The following is a 13,453-nucleotide window of genomic DNA, read 5'->3' as shown; positions in this document are numbered from 1 at the left end:
GGTTCCCCAGGTCGAGGCCGGTCACTGGGCTGCCTCCGCCACGATCAGTTCCAGACGGGCGGCGCGGTAGGCGATGCCGTCGGAGAGCTGCCCGTTGAAGATCCGCGCCCACGGCGTCGCGAACAGGTCCACCGGCCGCACCATCGCCCCCGGCTTGAGCCCGGCCACAAGGCCCGACTGCGGGACCGTGATCTTCATGATCTCGGCGCGGCCGTCCTCCATGAGCATCACGGTCACCGTGTACAGCGACTCGCCGGTCTCGCGGTCGGTGGCGACCTCGCCGGTCTGCTGGTCCTTGATCTTGAGCACCGGCTCGGTGCCCGCGATGCACACCGCCGTCTTCTGCATGGCGACACGGATACGAGGCATGGGCATGCCATCACTCCTCAGATTCGAGATGGAGCCGCTTGATCGACTCGCCACGAGCATAAGGAGATAATCGCTGAACTTGCAAGCTCGATTAGCTTGTGAGTGCGATGAGATGGTTGGACGGTCAGGCGGGAAGCCCAGGGATCTGCCCGTAGCGGTCCACCGGGCAGGCGATACGGTGGGGTCATGACCCTGCCCTTGGACGAGGACTCCCGACCGCCGTATCTCCAAGCGGCCGGCGCTCTGCGGGACGCGATCCTGACCGGCGAGTTCACATCGGGCGAGCGCCTGCCCTCGGCGAACGTGCTCGGCGAGCGGTTCGGCGTCTCCAGCTCCACCGTCCAGAACGCCCTGCGAGTCCTCAAGCAGGAAGGACTGGTCTACTCCCAACTAGGCCGGGGAAGCTTCGTCAGCTCGGCGGTCGCCGGGACCGGTGCCCCTGATGCCACAGCAGCGGACGCCGACGACGAGGAGCCAGGTCCGGACTGGCCCATCGATCTCATCCGCAACGACGACGGACGTCCGCCCTACGTCCAGGTGGCCGACTTCCTGCGCCGCGACATCGCAGAAGGCACCTACCCTCCGGGCTCCCAGCTCCCGCCCGCCCGCGAGATCCAAGAGCGCTTCCAAGTCGCCAACTCCACCGCGCAGAACGCCTACCGAAGCCTCAAGCAGGAAGGACTCGTGTACTCGGTCAAAGGCCGCGGCGTCTTCGTGCGCCAGGCCCCGGAGCCGGGCAAGCACCCCGGGCCGATCACGAACTACCTGCTACGGGAAGAGATCGCCCGCGAGGCCCGCGCAGCCGCCGCAGACTTCGCCGACCTCACCGATGACGAGCTGCTGGCACGCGAAGCGGAACTCGACCAGCGATGGGTCACCATCCGCGAGGAACACCAGCGAGTCTTCAACGAGCGCCGGAAGATCAAACGCGAGACGAGCCGACGCGGCCTGTTCCTGCCGCCCCTCCAGGACGACGAGGCCGACACGGATGCATCGCCACGCGAGAAGCTCGAAGCCGCACTGGCCGACTCGAAGAAGCGCCGGCAGCAGCGCCCCTGAGGGCCAGTTCGGCAGATGGGGCGACAGGGGAAGCTGTTCAGAGTTTCTTTACTTGATCAAGGCGGCCCGCTGACGCGGCCCGCGCGCGCTCCGGCCCCTCGGGGCCGCCGCCCGCTCATGTCTCCGCCCCGCTTGTCGGCGCCCCCGCCGGTCCGGGCGCGCAACAACCAGCAGCAGCAAGCTGTTCTGGGGCTCTGCCCCAAGCCCCGGCCCTCCCTCCGAGGGGCCGGGGGCCGAGTGTGGGGTGCGGGTCCGTCGTGGTGAGTGGTCCGGGGCGCGGGAGGGGTCCCTCGTCGCCCGGTCACCGGAGGCGTACCAGGAACCCCCGGGGGCCGCCAAGGCCGAGCGCAAGCGTCACAGGGTGAGCCTTGGCGGCCCCCGGAGAACCCTGGTACGGCAAAGCTGCCCGACCGACGAGGGACCCCTCCCGCTCAGGCCCCGGTCTGGCCGGAGGCCGGCCGACGGTGTGCCCAACCCCGTACGCAGCGTGGGTTACCGCCCCCGGGTGGGTATCTGCCGGGTAGCCCCCGGTTGATACGCCCTTCCGGCGTACCGTGGCGCTGGAGGTGTTGAGCTGATGACTACCGAACTGGCTGACAACGTCCGTAAGTACCGGCGTCGGTCCGGGATGAGCCAGGAAGAACTGGCCCACGTCGCAGGCGTCTCGCCTGGCACGGTGCGCAAGGTCGAGCAGGGCGGGACGGTCCGTATGGAAACCCTTCACGTCCTGGCCCGCGCTCTGGGCGTGACCACCGCCAAGCTGATGGCGTCCGACGCCCCCGAACCCGTGGGCCGCACCGAGGAGCCGAACCGGGTCAACCTGATCCAGCTTCGCGCCGTGCTCACCCCGGCTGTCGGGCTCGTGGACCAAGACGCCGAAGTGCTGGGCGAAGAACCGAACCTGCGCGCCTACAGCCGGACGGTGCGAGATGCGCGGGTCCTGTATTTCTCCGATAGCTACAAGAGCGTCGCGACTCAACTGCCGGACCTGCTGCGTGATGCCATGAGGGCCGTTGCCTACTACGACAGCGGAGACGAGCACCGACAGGCGCTTCTGGCCCGCGCCGAGGCTCTGCGTCTGGCCGGTACCTACCTCACCCAGGTTCGGCAGTACGACATCGCCTACACAGCCCTGGCCGGTGCGATCACAGATGCCAGGCAGGCCGGGGACATGCTCGCGGCAGGCTCGGGTGTCGGCGGTATGTGCTGGCTCCTGGTCCGGCAGGGCCGGCTGGACGAGGCAGAGCGGATCGCCACCCAGAGCATGGACGCGGTGGAACCGAAGATCACCGGTGCCGAACCGGACCACTACGCGGTGTGGGGCGGTCTGGCCATGGAGGCCGCAGCCGCAGCCGCCCGCAACAACCGCCCAGATGTGGCGAAGGAATACCGGAAGGCCGCCCGCGTGGCGGCAGCCGCCGTTGGTACGTCGCACCGCAACGTCTCCCGGCACTGGTCTGTCTTCGGGCCGGTCACGGCGGCGATGAAGGCTCTCGAAGACTCCATGGTCGTAGGCGACGCACGCGCCGTAGTGCGCAATGCCGGGGAACAGGAGGAGCTGTCGCCCAAGGCATGGAAACGCTTGGGCAGGCCCAGCACGAACGACGGGAACCGCTTCACCCTCGACGTGGCCCGTGCCCACACACGCACAGGCGACCTGTCAGCCGCCATGGATGAACTGACCCGCGCCCGGGAGGCAGCCCCAGAATGGATGCGGCACCAGAACATGGCAGCCGAGACCATGCAGGAGATCCTGGGCAAACGCAAGCGCACCCTCACGACGGAGATGCGGGAGATGGCCGACTACCTGGGCGTCGTCGGATAGCTACCACGCAACGCGATACTTTCGACACACTCCGTCGCCAACTGGCATGCCGCATCGATGGAGTGACGGACAGTGAGCCCCTACGGTCGCCGTATTCCATTCGGCGACCCAGGTGGGGGTTCACGGTGAGCACATCCAGGACCGACGCGGACCGCATGCGCCGCAGGGAGCTGCACGACGCAGCAGCAGGTGTGACCGGTCCCCGGTTACTGCCATGGACTACTCAGGACGGGAACCCCTGCTACCTCAGCACCGATGGCAGAGGCTACCTCTCCTCACTCGCGGACAGCATCGAAGAGGTTCAGCTCGACATGGGCGAGGAACTCCTGGAGTACGCCCGCGGAGTCGTGGCGCCAGGAGCCACGATGCTCTCGGCCGTCGAGTACCGGTGGCTCGCCTGTCGGCTGACCGAAGCCCTCACAGACGCGCTCCGGGTGGCGGAGTCGCGTGGACAGCGCATCGCGGACCCGCAGGGACGGGCGACCGGCCATGCCTGACGCCACCAGCACCGAGGCTCCGGCTCGCAGACGTTACCGCTTTCGCGAGTACCACGTGACCACCGTCGTGGACCCCATGACCCTGCCCGCCTTCGAGGCCGTCTGCGTCACCGGAGAAGACCACGGCTGCGGCACCACCTCCGGCGAGGTGCACACCGAGGACGAGTTGACCCGCTGGATCGCCGAGCACTGCGCCCAGACCGGCCACGACTTCTACCAACGCACCACCCGCACCACCCTCCGCGCCGAACCCGGCGCCTGGCAGTGAACGCCCCGCCGTCGGCACCGCTGACGGCAGTAGCGACAGCAACAACCACGGATTTCCCCGCACAACCAAGGACGCCAGCGGAACCTTGAAACGCCTCTCACCTGCATAAACACAGGTGAGAGGGCCCTGGCCAGCACACGTACTATGTGCTGGCGGGCGAGACTCCCGTTCTCGTTCACAATTCGGGTGGACTCTGTCCGAAAATCCTGGACGAGACCTATAAGTCGGCGAGTACGCCAGCAAAACTGGAGCATGTTATCGATCCGGAGAAGCACGGCTTCGCTGACCTAGTCGCTAGTTCTGGCGGCCGTGAGCAGGCAATGCGGCGTATCGTGGACAGTCTGGGAGATGTAAGCGACCTTCCGGCGGCGGGGCGATTTGAAGTGGGTCGAGTCATTGATGGTGAGAATGTGACTATTCGAGGAGCTGTCGTAAACGGCGTTCCGAGAATCGGCACGGCGTTCAACCCCGATAAGTTCCCTGGAGGTAGGTAGATGAGGGTTCCCGTCGAACCCCGCCCGCTGACCGCTAATGAGCGGGCGGTAGTGGAGCGGATTCTGCAAGTGGATTTCCCTGGAGCGGCGGAGCTCCGTCATCAACTTGATCAGGTTCGTGTGACGGCCCTATGGGGATCCAATTCTGCGAGTGTTGACCTGCGAATCACCAATGACGCACCTCGTGCTCCTATCCCAAGTGGGGTTGTGCCGGTAACTTGCACGGTTATCGACGAGAAGGGTGAGCTTGTTGGCGAAGTCATTCTCTGGACTGAATCGGGCATGTTGTCCGGCCTCGAATACGCCTGGTATGGCGATGAGCCACCGACTTCGCTTCCAGAGCTGGACCGAATAGTCATTTCATAGAATCTGATCGGATCTACTTCCGAGCATGACCAAGAAGCCCCGCCGGATTTCGTTCCGGCGGGGCTTCTGGGGTGTTTGACGGCAATAGTGACGGCAACGGCGGCGGATCCGTCACAGCGACCAGCCACCACCCGTTCTGGTCGGAGAACGACAAGAAGTGGAAGGACGCCGGAGATCTCACGCCTCAGGACGCCCTCCGCACCCCTGATGGCGGCACGGCACAAATCAATAATGTCCGGCACTGGACCGGACTCACCCCCGCCTACAACCTCACCGTCGACGACCTCCACACGTACTATGTGCTCGCGGGGGCGACGCCGGTCCTGGTTCACAATTGCGGCGGTGCTCTGCTTGATCGAGCCCGCGAGCTTTATGCAACGCGGGCCGACGAGGCATCGACAGTTGCGGTTGCCCGAGTTCGGAACGTGAATACGGGTCGATCTGAAACGTGGGTTGCAACTGAACGCACGGGTCTGCCCGATGAATGGAGGGGTGGCAATGCGCCGCTGCGCGGCGAGCGCTACATCCCCGGGCAAGGCCATGCCGAGGCTACGATCATGAATCGCTTGGGGAGCGACTGGGAGATCGCAGGGATGGCTTCGTCGACTAGGATGTGCCCTGCATGCTTCGCGCAAGCGACAGGTCCAGGCGTGGGCCTCACGCCAAGCCCGATCGGCAAGGGCACCGGAGTATCGAGTACTGGAAACACGCCATGGCGAGTGGTTCTAGGGGGTGGCGGCTGATGGACTTGTGGAGCCTGACCGGAGGGCTGTCTCTCGCCAGGATGCGACCCATCCTTGAGGTTGCGGGGACCTCGCGCCTGGCAGAGATCGATGACATCGTCGCTGGGTGCAGCGGTCCAGCAGTTCCTGGAGGTGCAGAGAAGATCGCCTCGCTGAGGAGCTGGCGAAGCGAGATCGGCGCCCTGGAGGACTCGTCTGACCCGTCATATTTTCAATCGACAGCTGCTGGCGTGGCGATTCTGGTGGCGGCGCAAGAGCTGCCTTCAGACGAACGCGAATGGAGGATCAGATCCAGCGTGGGGAACTTCTGGGATTCCTGCGATGATCTGTTGCAGGCTGGCGGCGGATACTCAAGGGCCGAGTTTCAGGGAATCAAGACGACTCTGCGGGGAGTTGAGGACATATGGCGCGAGGGTGATTTTCGCTTGTTGTCCGAAGAGGGGGCCGAGGTCGCGGAATTGTACACGGAACGCCTCTCTAAGATTCGCTCCAGTTACCCGAAGCGTCGGCAGATTGCGCGAGTCGTAGCGGAGTGTGCCGAGTGGAATCCTCCGACAATTTCCCCGTGATTTGTGGCGGGGTTATCGGAATCTGGTAGCAGTGCGACGGAGCCCTCATCGACAGTGATGTCGATGAGGGCTCCGTGCCGTTTGACGGCAACGCTGACGGCAACGTCAGCGGATGGCGACCGCAGTGGGTGGGTCGTCAGCGTCGTCGTCCTGACCGCCGAGTGCGTGGCCCAAGGCGTCGATGGCGTCACGCTGGAGTCGGAGCCGTACGTGGGCGTAGACGCCGGCGGTGACGCCGATGTGGGCGTGGCCGAGGAGTTCCTTGATGACGACGAGGTCGATGCCCTGTTCCAGGAGCAGGGTGGCGGTTGAGTGGCGGAGGTCGTGGAAGCGGATGCGTCGGAGGCCGGCCCGGTTGAGGAAGCTGCGGAAGCGGCGGGTGAGGTTGGCCGGGTCGAGAGGCCGTCCGGTGGGCGTGGTGAATACGAGCCCGCTGTCGCTCCAGTCCGATCCTGCTGTCCCTCGCTCCTTGTCCTGCCGTCCTCTGTGCTCCTTGAGGGAGTGGAGGCATTCGGTGGGGAGGGCGATGCGGCGCTCGGACGCCCGGGTCTTGGTGGGGAGGCGGGTGAGGCCGCCGGTTCGGGTGCGCTGGAGCGAGCGCCGGATGCTGGCCGTTCCGGCGTTGAGGTCGAGGTCTTCCCAGTGGAGGCCGAGGAGTTCGCCCTTGCGGAGGCCAGTGCGGAGGGCGAGTTCGTACAGCGCGTGGAGCCGATCGGCGCGGGCCGTGTCGAGGAACTGACGGGCCTCTACTGCGGTGAGCGGACGGAAGCGCCTGGGCTGGTGCGTGGTGGTCTTGACGTTGCGGGCGACGTTCCGGGGCAGCTCGTCTTCGCGGACGGCGTGTTCCAGTGCCGACTTCAGCACCGAGTGCACGTAGGTCACGGTCAAAGCGGACAGCTGCTTCTGGCAGCACTCGCCGACGGCGCAGCACCTCTTCCGTTCGGTATCCAGGCCCTGGGCGCAGCACTGGCATGTGGTGCGGAGCCGGTCGAGGAAGGTGCGCACGTCCTTGGCCGTGAGGCGAGCGACCTTCTTGGTGCCGAGTCCGGCGATGAGGTGGAGGCGGACGCAGGCGGCGTATCGGGTGTGAGTGTTCTCGCGGAGCCGGTGGACGGCGACGGTGCCCAGCCAGTAGGTGAGGTAGTCGCCGAGGGTGCTGTCGGCGGTGGCGACGGGGAGGCCGCGGTTGCTGTCGGCGATCTTCTCGGCGAGCTTGTCGGCGGCTTCCCTCCGCGTGCTGCCGTAGACGCGGACGCGTTTACGGGTGCCGTTCGCGGCGAGGACGTAGCCGGCGGCTTCCCAGCGGCCGTCCTTGCGCTGGTAGATGGTGCCTTCGCCGTTGGCGCGGGCCTTCTTGCGCTTGGGGGCGGTCATCGGGCGGCCTCTTCCAGGTAGCGCTGGACGTAGTCAGCGAGGGCGTGGGCGGGGATGCGGCGGGTGCGGCCGATGGCCAGCGAGGCCAGGCGCCGGGTGCGCAGGAGGTCGTAGAGCGCGGAGCGACTGATCTTGAGGCGGGCCATTACCTCGGGGGCGGTGAGGAGTTCGTCGTCGTCACGCACCGGCCGTCACCTCCTGCTCGCGCGCTGGGCCGCCACCGATGAGAACGGCGAGGCGTTCGAGGTCGGGGGTGAGGCCGGTGCCGTCGTAGGCCCAGTGGGCGAGGACGAGGGTGGTCGGGGAGGGCGGCGGGGTGTGGCGGCGATGCCAGGCGGCTCGGGCGGCCCGGAGGGCGCCGAGGGTGGTGGAGTAGGCGCGGGTCTTGGCGGAGAAGTGGCCGCGGAAGCCGAGCATGTGGGCCCACTTGCGCAGGTTCAGGTGCTTGAGGTCGTCGCGGGCGCCGAGGGCCCAGGCGGTGCGGATCATGCGGGCGGCGTGCTCGGGTACCGACTCGAACCAGAGGTCGGTGATCCTCTTCAGCCGGTGGTCGAGGGTGCCGGTCGCGGCTTCGGTGCCCTTGGTGGCGTACTTGGCGACGTATCCGGCGACCTTGCCCTCGGTGATCGTGGTCCCGCCCTGGAAGGCCGTGGACCGGATGATCCTGGTGTCGATCTGCTCGCCGAAGACGAAGGCGCGGGCCCGGCCGTTGGCCTCCGGCCCGTCGATGCGGGCGCGGGTGGCCGAGATCCGAATGGCATCGGCCAGCAGGTCGGGTGTGGCCCAGGCGGGCGGCGGGGTGTAGGGGCCTGCGGGGCCGTCGAGGCGGATGACAGCGTGGAAGTGGATCAGTCCGCGCTGCTGGTACTCGGCGACCTTGGCGTACGAGACGCGGACGACCTTGTGGAGCAGGCGTTGCGGGAGACCAGCTGCGGTGGCGATGGTGCGGCGCAGGTGGAGCATGAAGCGGGCCCACAGGGCGGGGGCGTGGGCGTTCCACAGCACGGCGCCGCTGTAGTCGTAGCGCTCGGGGTCGAGCGGTGTGCCGAGGAGCGGGTCGCCTTTGGTGTGGGTGCGTCCGCAGCGGCAGCGGGCGGAGCCGCTGGTGCGTCGCCCGTGGACGGGGCCGTATGAGGGTGCGGTGAGGGTGGCGAAGACGCGGGGGTGGGTGGCGACCTGTTCGGGGATGTTCTTGCCGCCGCGCAGGCCGGCGGCGATGAGCTGGTAGGTGTCCTGGCGGTAGAGCTCGGCGCACGAGAGGCAGCGGGTGATGCGGCGATTGCCGCAGCGGACCAGAAGGTGCCCGGCGGGCAGTTCCTTGGACTTCAGTTCGCGCAGGATCTCGCCGGTGAAGGCGTCGATCTCGGTGCGCTGGCCTTCGAGCCGGATCGGCTGGGCGCAGCCACCGAGCGAGGACAGCTGCCGTACCAGGCCGAGCAGATCGCGGTACCCGGTGAACGTGGGCAGCGCGGCCGTGGCGGGTTCGGGGCGGGGGATTGTGGTGGTCGGGTCGCGCGGTGGCATGCTGGCGGGACCTCTCTGCACTGCGGCACACACGCGTGCCGTGGATGGATGGGAGGGAGGCCCCGGCAAGGGCGAGGGTTTGGCGACTACGCGCCCTTGCCGGGGATCACTGCGAAGCGGGACCAGGAGGCGGCGGTCACGCGGCCTTGTCCAGGTCGACGCGGTCGGGCAGTTCGCGGACTTTGAGCCCCTCGACGCACATGAGGTCGTTGATCTGCCAGCAGGCTTCGGTGGGCAGGTAGACCGAGCGCAGCCGGACGGCGGTGCGCATGTCGCCGACGGAGGCGATGGACACGCCCTGGGGCATGGTGCGGTCGGCGGCGGTGATGTCGAGGTCCCGGCCGTCGGGGAAGAGGTGGAGGAAGTCCTCGACGGTGTCGACGCGGTGGCAGATCCGGGCGGACAAGTTGGTGCGTACGGCGGTGGTGAGCACGTCCGCGGAGGGTTTCTGGGTGAGCAGCCACAGCCGTATGCCGAACTTGGCGCCCTGGCTGGCGATGGCCAGCAGCTCGGCCTCGAAGCGTTCGCGGGCCTTGCGGTCGGGGTGTCGGGTGTAGTTCGCCACCTCGTCGATCACCACCAATAGAAGCGGCAGCTCGGGGCTGAAGTCGGTGATGCGGTCGGTGCGGCCGGACCAGAACAGCCGTTCCCGGAGCTGCATCTCCTCGCGCACCCAGCGCAGGATCTCGGTCGGCTCGTCGGGGTGGATGGCGTCGGAGACCTTGTAGGCGGTACGCCACCAGGGCGCGACCGCGCCGAGGTTGGGGTCGATCACGATCAGACGCACGTCCCGCATGAGCGAGGCGTAGGCGAGCAGGGTGTTGACGGTGATCGACTTGCCGGAGCGGGTGAGGCCGGCGACGAGGGCGTGCGCGGAGTACGCGAGGTTGAGAACGATGGGGGCGCCGTCCTCGTCCCAGCCGAGCAGCACGTCATCGGTGGAGACGAACTGACCCGGTCGGCACACCGGGGAGCCATCCGGACCGAGGAGTGGTGAGCGGATCACCGCCTCCAGCGGCTCGCGCCGGAAGCCACGCGCGACGATCACTCCGGGCTTGGGCTGACTGATCCGGACGCGACGCATACCCCAGGCGTCGCACAGGCCCTCGTTCGCGTCCTGCCAGGCGCTGAGCCCGACCTGCGGCAGGGCATCGGCGGTGACGGTGACGCCGAAGGCGTCGGCGCGGGTGTGCAGGCGCGGGACCAGCACGCGCGGCTTGGTCGGTTGTTCCTGGGGGCCGTACTGCTGGAGCACGGTCGGGGTGGCGTCCTTGACCGCCAGGCCGAGCATCGGGGCGAGCCGCTTCCAGCCCCACCGCATCCGCCGCGCCTGCCGCAGGCTGATACGGGTCTCGGCATCGGCCCGGTACCAGCGGGCGAAGCTGTGCCCGGCCCAGCCCAGCAGCCCAAGCGCGACCAGCACGGCGACGACGAGAAGCGCGAGCCCAAGGCGATTGTCGGGCATCAGGCGCCTGCCTTGACGGTGATGGCGTCGGCACGCACGGAGACACCGTGCCGGTCCTTGCCGTTGATCTCGTTCTCCCAGGCCGACGCGACAAGCCCGGTGAAAACGACCGGCAGGCCGACCTTCAGCCCCTTGCCGAGACCCGGCTCCGGGACCTTCACGGCGATCACTTCCGCCCGGCCGTTGAACGCGAACATCACGTCCACCAGGTGCACGTGGGCGCCGGTGCCCCGGTCGATCGCGGGCTGCCGACCCTCGCGGTCCTTGAACTGCGGCCGGGGCTCGGAGGCCAGGATCATCAGGGCCTGTGACTGGTCGATGGGCATGGTCTTCACGGCAAACCTCCGGGGAGAAGGATGCGATTCACCCGTGTGGGTGATCACGTGCCGCACAACATAACATCAATCCTCAGTCCATCCGTAGTCCATTCTGCGTGAATCCATCCGTTGCTGCGGCGGTCCATCCGTAGGGCCGCTACCCTGACCCTGGGGGCTGAGCTGGTGAAATAGGGCGGCAGCAAGCAGCCCTTCTAACCCAATCGGACCCGGACCAGGGATGGACATGCCTGCTGACGAAGCGCGTTTGACGTTCGAGCGCATCGCGGACGACCTGCGGCAGGAGATCCGGGACGGCAAGCTGCGGCCGGGCCAATTGCTCCCGACGCAGACCCAGCTCATGCAGACCTACAAGGCGTCGAGCCTGACCGTGCAGAAGGCCATCCGGCTCCTGCGGAACGAGGGCTGGGTCATCGCCCGCCAGGGACGCGGCACGTTCGTCACACGCTCGGCCGACTTCGAGGACGCCTTCGAGAAGGTCGCGGGCGACCTCCAGCAGCAGATCTACTCCGGCACCCTGGCCCCCGGCGCCAGGCTCCCAGCCCGAGAGGTCCTGGCCGAGCACTACGCGGTGCCGCTGAACGTGGTCACCAACGCCATTGCCCTGCTGGCCGGCAACTTCCTGCTGCGGTTCCCCGGCGAGCTGCCTGGTGACGAGGTCTACGTACGCGACTGGGACGACCACGGCTTCGCCACCCAGCTCATCCACGGCCGCCTGGTCCGCAAGATCAGGGACGGCTCACTGTCCAGGGGCGCCACGCTGACCGTGGACGAGGTAGTAGACGCGATCGGAGGCGATGCCGAAGCAGCCGACCAGGCCCTGACGTTCCTCGCCCTGGAGGGCAGGGTCAAGAAGATCCACGAGACCAGAGGATCGCATCGGGAAGTCGCGTACGTCGTCCTGGGCGGCGAGTTCGGCACCGAAGTACCGGTCACCGTCCAACCAGTGGACAAGCCGGCCGAGGCATCCGACATCCCGGCGAAGGAGTTCCCGACCGCCGGGGTTGCAGATCTGGCCTACAAACTGGAACGCGCCCTGGAGCGGATCGAGGAGCTGGAGGAGCGCGTCGAACGTCTCGAAGGTCGCGACGGCAACTGAGACAGGCACGAGAACGACAGCGTCCCCGAAGGCCGCAGGCTGGCATTCGGGGACGCTTCGCGTTGACCGGTCAGGGCTGGTACTCGTAGCCGATGGTGAACCGGGGCGGCAGACACCACTCCCCGTACTCGATGATCCCTTCCGCATCCGACCAGCGGTGAGCGCCGGCCAGGATCGGGGAGCCGACCGGCAGCCCCAGTGCGCTCGCCTCTCGGGCATCGGCGGGGCGGGCGTGCATGTCGTCACGGGCGTGGGTGATCGTGCGCGCGGTGGCTTCCAGAACCCGGGCGGACAATCCGTGATTGCGGCCCGGGGCGGTGTTCAGCAGGTCCGGTACGAGGGCGGCGAACGGGGCCGGGTACCAGGTGACGGCGAACACGGTCCGGGTCTTGCCCCGGCCCGCCAGCCACTCGCGCCGCACCACCTGGTCCCCGGCCTCCAGATCGAAGATCTCCGCCACGTACAGCGGCGGGATGATCAGCTCGGCGGCCGTCACCCGGCTCGTCTCGCCCTCGGCGAGGAACGACTTCACACGCTGGACCCGGGCCAGCCGGTCTCGCGCCGACAGTGTCCAGCGCGGGTCGTCGGCGACGTAGGTGCCGCGCGGGGTGGTGCGGATGAAGTTCTCCACCTGGAGGGCCTGCAAGGCGCGGGAGACGGTGGCGGCCGCGGCCTGCCACTGGCCGGCGATCTCCCGGTTGGTCGGCAGCTTGGCGCCAGGCTCAAGCTCTCCCGACAGGATGCGCTCCCGGAAGTGATCCGCAATCTTCGTGAACGTCTTGGGACTGGGCATAAGGCGTGCCCCTCCGTTGAGTTGACGTGGTGTCAGTGATGGCACACTAGTGCACTGCGAACCGTAGCGGGAGTGCTTCGGCCACTCGAATACTGAACTAGAGCACCGGCCTGTCAAGAGGTCGGCCATGTGACGTTCGAGAGGTGGCGATGTGCATGACGGAGCCGACCAGGTACTCGACCCCGCCGGTCGAACTCCCCTTGCGCTTGGAACCGGACCCGGCACCAGTCGAGGGCTGCGCGGGCTGCGCCGAGCTGGCCAACGTGCGCGACCGGGCCCGAGTAGTCGGCGACATGACCACCGTCAGCGACTGCAACGTCTACATGCGACGCCACCCGGAGGGCCACCAGTGAGCCCCCGCGCCGTCTACCGGCACATCACTCACACCATCCGCCACGCGCCCGAGGGCGGCATCACCTACGAGGCGTTCTGCGTCACGGTCGGCTGCGACGCAGAATCCGGCCCCCACGACGAGCAAGAGGCCGCACAGGACTGGGCACTCCGCCACACCGGACGCACCGGCCACGACCTGTTCAGACGCGTCTTCACCGACCACGCCAAGGTCACCCGAGTCGAGTAGAACCACCACTGCCAGCCGGAACAGCACCCACAACCCGCAGACCATCGCATCGGGCCAGCAGCCCAACCGGATGCTCGGCCACCGACCACGGAG

At 67.6% G+C, this 13,453-nt stretch carries 16 protein-coding genes; 9 read left to right on the top strand and 7 right to left on the bottom strand.

Annotated features, from left to right (window positions below; genetic code table 11):
• Nucleotides 1-21: 21 nt before the first annotated feature.
• Nucleotides 22-375 carry a hypothetical protein gene (locus ACEPPI_RS09330; RefSeq protein ID WP_373914756.1) on the bottom strand — a complete coding sequence of 118 codons (354 nt, stop codon included), beginning with the start codon at nucleotides 373-375 and terminating at the stop codon, nucleotides 22-24.
• Between the two features lie 180 nt (nucleotides 376-555).
• Here ACEPPI_RS09330 and ACEPPI_RS09325 point away from each other — a divergent pair, with 180 nt between their 5' ends.
• From ACEPPI_RS09325 to ACEPPI_RS09300, 6 genes are all read left to right on the top strand, one after another.
• Nucleotides 556-1,428 carry a GntR family transcriptional regulator gene (locus tag ACEPPI_RS09325; protein WP_373914755.1) on the top strand — a complete coding sequence of 291 codons (873 nt, stop codon included), beginning with the start codon at nucleotides 556-558 and terminating at the stop codon, nucleotides 1,426-1,428.
• A gap of 577 nt (nucleotides 1,429-2,005) precedes the next feature.
• Complete coding sequence (locus tag ACEPPI_RS09320; protein ID WP_373914754.1) at nucleotides 2,006-3,253, top strand: helix-turn-helix domain-containing protein; 1,248 nt, start codon at nucleotides 2,006-2,008, stop codon at nucleotides 3,251-3,253.
• A gap of 155 nt (nucleotides 3,254-3,408) precedes the next feature.
• The gene (locus tag ACEPPI_RS09315) at nucleotides 3,409-3,750 is read left to right on the top strand and encodes a hypothetical protein (RefSeq protein ID WP_373914791.1); all 342 of its coding nucleotides are present in this window, start codon (nucleotides 3,409-3,411) and stop codon (nucleotides 3,748-3,750) included.
• Nucleotides 3,743-4,018 carry a hypothetical protein gene (locus ACEPPI_RS09310; RefSeq protein WP_271245378.1) on the top strand — a complete coding sequence of 92 codons (276 nt, stop codon included), beginning with the start codon at nucleotides 3,743-3,745 and terminating at the stop codon, nucleotides 4,016-4,018. Before ACEPPI_RS09315 ends, ACEPPI_RS09310 begins: the two co-directional genes overlap by 8 nt.
• Nucleotides 4,019-4,949: 931 nt before the next feature.
• The gene (locus ACEPPI_RS09305; protein ID WP_373914753.1) at nucleotides 4,950-5,621 is read left to right on the top strand and encodes a polymorphic toxin-type HINT domain-containing protein; all 672 of its coding nucleotides are present in this window, start codon (nucleotides 4,950-4,952) and stop codon (nucleotides 5,619-5,621) included.
• On the top strand, nucleotides 5,621-6,190 hold the full coding sequence (locus tag ACEPPI_RS09300; RefSeq protein WP_373914752.1) for a hypothetical protein: 570 nt from the start codon (nucleotides 5,621-5,623) through the stop codon (nucleotides 6,188-6,190). Before ACEPPI_RS09305 ends, ACEPPI_RS09300 begins: the two co-directional genes overlap by 1 nt.
• Before the next feature lie 105 nt (nucleotides 6,191-6,295).
• Here the strand turns inward: ACEPPI_RS09300 and ACEPPI_RS09295 are convergent, their stop codons facing one another.
• The 5 genes from ACEPPI_RS09295 to ACEPPI_RS09275 form a co-directional block, all read right to left on the bottom strand.
• Nucleotides 6,296-7,564 carry a tyrosine-type recombinase/integrase gene (locus ACEPPI_RS09295; protein ID WP_373914751.1) on the bottom strand — a complete coding sequence of 423 codons (1,269 nt, stop codon included), beginning with the start codon at nucleotides 7,562-7,564 and terminating at the stop codon, nucleotides 6,296-6,298.
• Nucleotides 7,561-7,749, bottom strand: a complete 189-nt coding sequence (locus tag ACEPPI_RS09290) for a helix-turn-helix domain-containing protein (RefSeq protein ID WP_373914750.1) — start codon at nucleotides 7,747-7,749, stop codon at nucleotides 7,561-7,563. The genes ACEPPI_RS09295 and ACEPPI_RS09290 overlap by 4 nt, the downstream gene beginning before the upstream one ends.
• A complete protein-coding gene (locus ACEPPI_RS09285) occupies nucleotides 7,742-9,088 on the bottom strand; it encodes a replication initiator (RefSeq protein ID WP_373914749.1) in 1,347 nt (448 codons plus the stop codon). Before ACEPPI_RS09285 ends, ACEPPI_RS09290 begins: the two co-directional genes overlap by 8 nt.
• Nucleotides 9,089-9,224: 136 nt before the next feature.
• On the bottom strand, nucleotides 9,225-10,553 hold the full coding sequence (locus ACEPPI_RS09280) for an FtsK/SpoIIIE domain-containing protein (RefSeq protein ID WP_373914748.1): 1,329 nt from the start codon (nucleotides 10,551-10,553) through the stop codon (nucleotides 9,225-9,227).
• Nucleotides 10,553-10,879: a hypothetical protein gene (locus ACEPPI_RS09275; protein WP_327136299.1), complete on the bottom strand. Its 327-nt coding sequence runs from the start codon at nucleotides 10,877-10,879 to the stop codon at nucleotides 10,553-10,555. Before ACEPPI_RS09275 ends, ACEPPI_RS09280 begins: the two co-directional genes overlap by 1 nt.
• A 235-nt stretch (nucleotides 10,880-11,114) precedes the next feature.
• On the opposite strand from ACEPPI_RS09275, the gene ACEPPI_RS09270 reads away from it, so the two are divergent.
• Nucleotides 11,115-11,987: a GntR family transcriptional regulator gene (locus tag ACEPPI_RS09270; RefSeq protein ID WP_373914747.1), complete on the top strand. Its 873-nt coding sequence runs from the start codon at nucleotides 11,115-11,117 to the stop codon at nucleotides 11,985-11,987.
• A gap of 70 nt (nucleotides 11,988-12,057) precedes the next feature.
• Here the strand turns inward: ACEPPI_RS09270 and ACEPPI_RS09265 are convergent, their stop codons facing one another.
• Nucleotides 12,058-12,780, bottom strand: coding sequence for a GntR family transcriptional regulator (locus ACEPPI_RS09265; RefSeq protein WP_373914746.1), 723 nt, complete (start codon nucleotides 12,778-12,780; stop codon nucleotides 12,058-12,060).
• A gap of 155 nt (nucleotides 12,781-12,935) precedes the next feature.
• On the opposite strand from ACEPPI_RS09265, the gene ACEPPI_RS09260 reads away from it, so the two are divergent.
• The gene (locus tag ACEPPI_RS09260) at nucleotides 12,936-13,133 is read left to right on the top strand and encodes a hypothetical protein (protein WP_373914745.1); all 198 of its coding nucleotides are present in this window, start codon (nucleotides 12,936-12,938) and stop codon (nucleotides 13,131-13,133) included.
• Complete coding sequence (locus ACEPPI_RS09255; protein WP_373914744.1) at nucleotides 13,130-13,360, top strand: hypothetical protein; 231 nt, start codon at nucleotides 13,130-13,132, stop codon at nucleotides 13,358-13,360. The genes ACEPPI_RS09260 and ACEPPI_RS09255 overlap by 4 nt, the downstream gene beginning before the upstream one ends.
• Nucleotides 13,361-13,453 lie beyond the last annotated feature (93 nt).

It is taken from the genome of Streptomyces sp. AB3(2024), from assembly GCF_041862025.1.
Classification (GTDB): Bacteria; Actinomycetota; Actinomycetes; order Streptomycetales; family Streptomycetaceae; genus Streptomyces.
The sequence above is the reverse complement of the archived record's forward strand: the minus strand, read 5'-3'. Positions and strand labels throughout refer to the sequence as shown.

Coding starts and splice junctions, on each gene's coding strand:
- ACEPPI_RS09330 (WP_373914756.1), bottom strand. CDS start 375: ATGCCCATGCCTCGTATCCGTGTCGCCATGCAGAAGACGGCGGTGTGC.
- ACEPPI_RS09325 (WP_373914755.1), top strand. CDS start 556: ATGACCCTGCCCTTGGACGAGGACTCCCGACCGCCGTATCTCCAAGCG.
- ACEPPI_RS09320 (WP_373914754.1), top strand. CDS start 2,006: ATGACTACCGAACTGGCTGACAACGTCCGTAAGTACCGGCGTCGGTCC.
- ACEPPI_RS09315 (WP_373914791.1), top strand. CDS start 3,409: ATGCGCCGCAGGGAGCTGCACGACGCAGCAGCAGGTGTGACCGGTCCC.
- ACEPPI_RS09310 (WP_271245378.1), top strand. CDS start 3,743: ATGCCTGACGCCACCAGCACCGAGGCTCCGGCTCGCAGACGTTACCGC.
- ACEPPI_RS09300 (WP_373914752.1), top strand. CDS start 5,621: ATGGACTTGTGGAGCCTGACCGGAGGGCTGTCTCTCGCCAGGATGCGA.
- ACEPPI_RS09295 (WP_373914751.1), bottom strand. CDS start 7,564: ATGACCGCCCCCAAGCGCAAGAAGGCCCGCGCCAACGGCGAAGGCACC.
- ACEPPI_RS09285 (WP_373914749.1), bottom strand. CDS start 9,088: ATGCCACCGCGCGACCCGACCACCACAATCCCCCGCCCCGAACCCGCC.
- ACEPPI_RS09280 (WP_373914748.1), bottom strand. CDS start 10,553: ATGCCCGACAATCGCCTTGGGCTCGCGCTTCTCGTCGTCGCCGTGCTG.
- ACEPPI_RS09275 (WP_327136299.1), bottom strand. CDS start 10,879: ATGCCCATCGACCAGTCACAGGCCCTGATGATCCTGGCCTCCGAGCCC.
- ACEPPI_RS09270 (WP_373914747.1), top strand. CDS start 11,115: ATGCCTGCTGACGAAGCGCGTTTGACGTTCGAGCGCATCGCGGACGAC.
- ACEPPI_RS09265 (WP_373914746.1), bottom strand. CDS start 12,780: ATGCCCAGTCCCAAGACGTTCACGAAGATTGCGGATCACTTCCGGGAG.
- ACEPPI_RS09260 (WP_373914745.1), top strand. CDS start 12,936: ATGACGGAGCCGACCAGGTACTCGACCCCGCCGGTCGAACTCCCCTTG.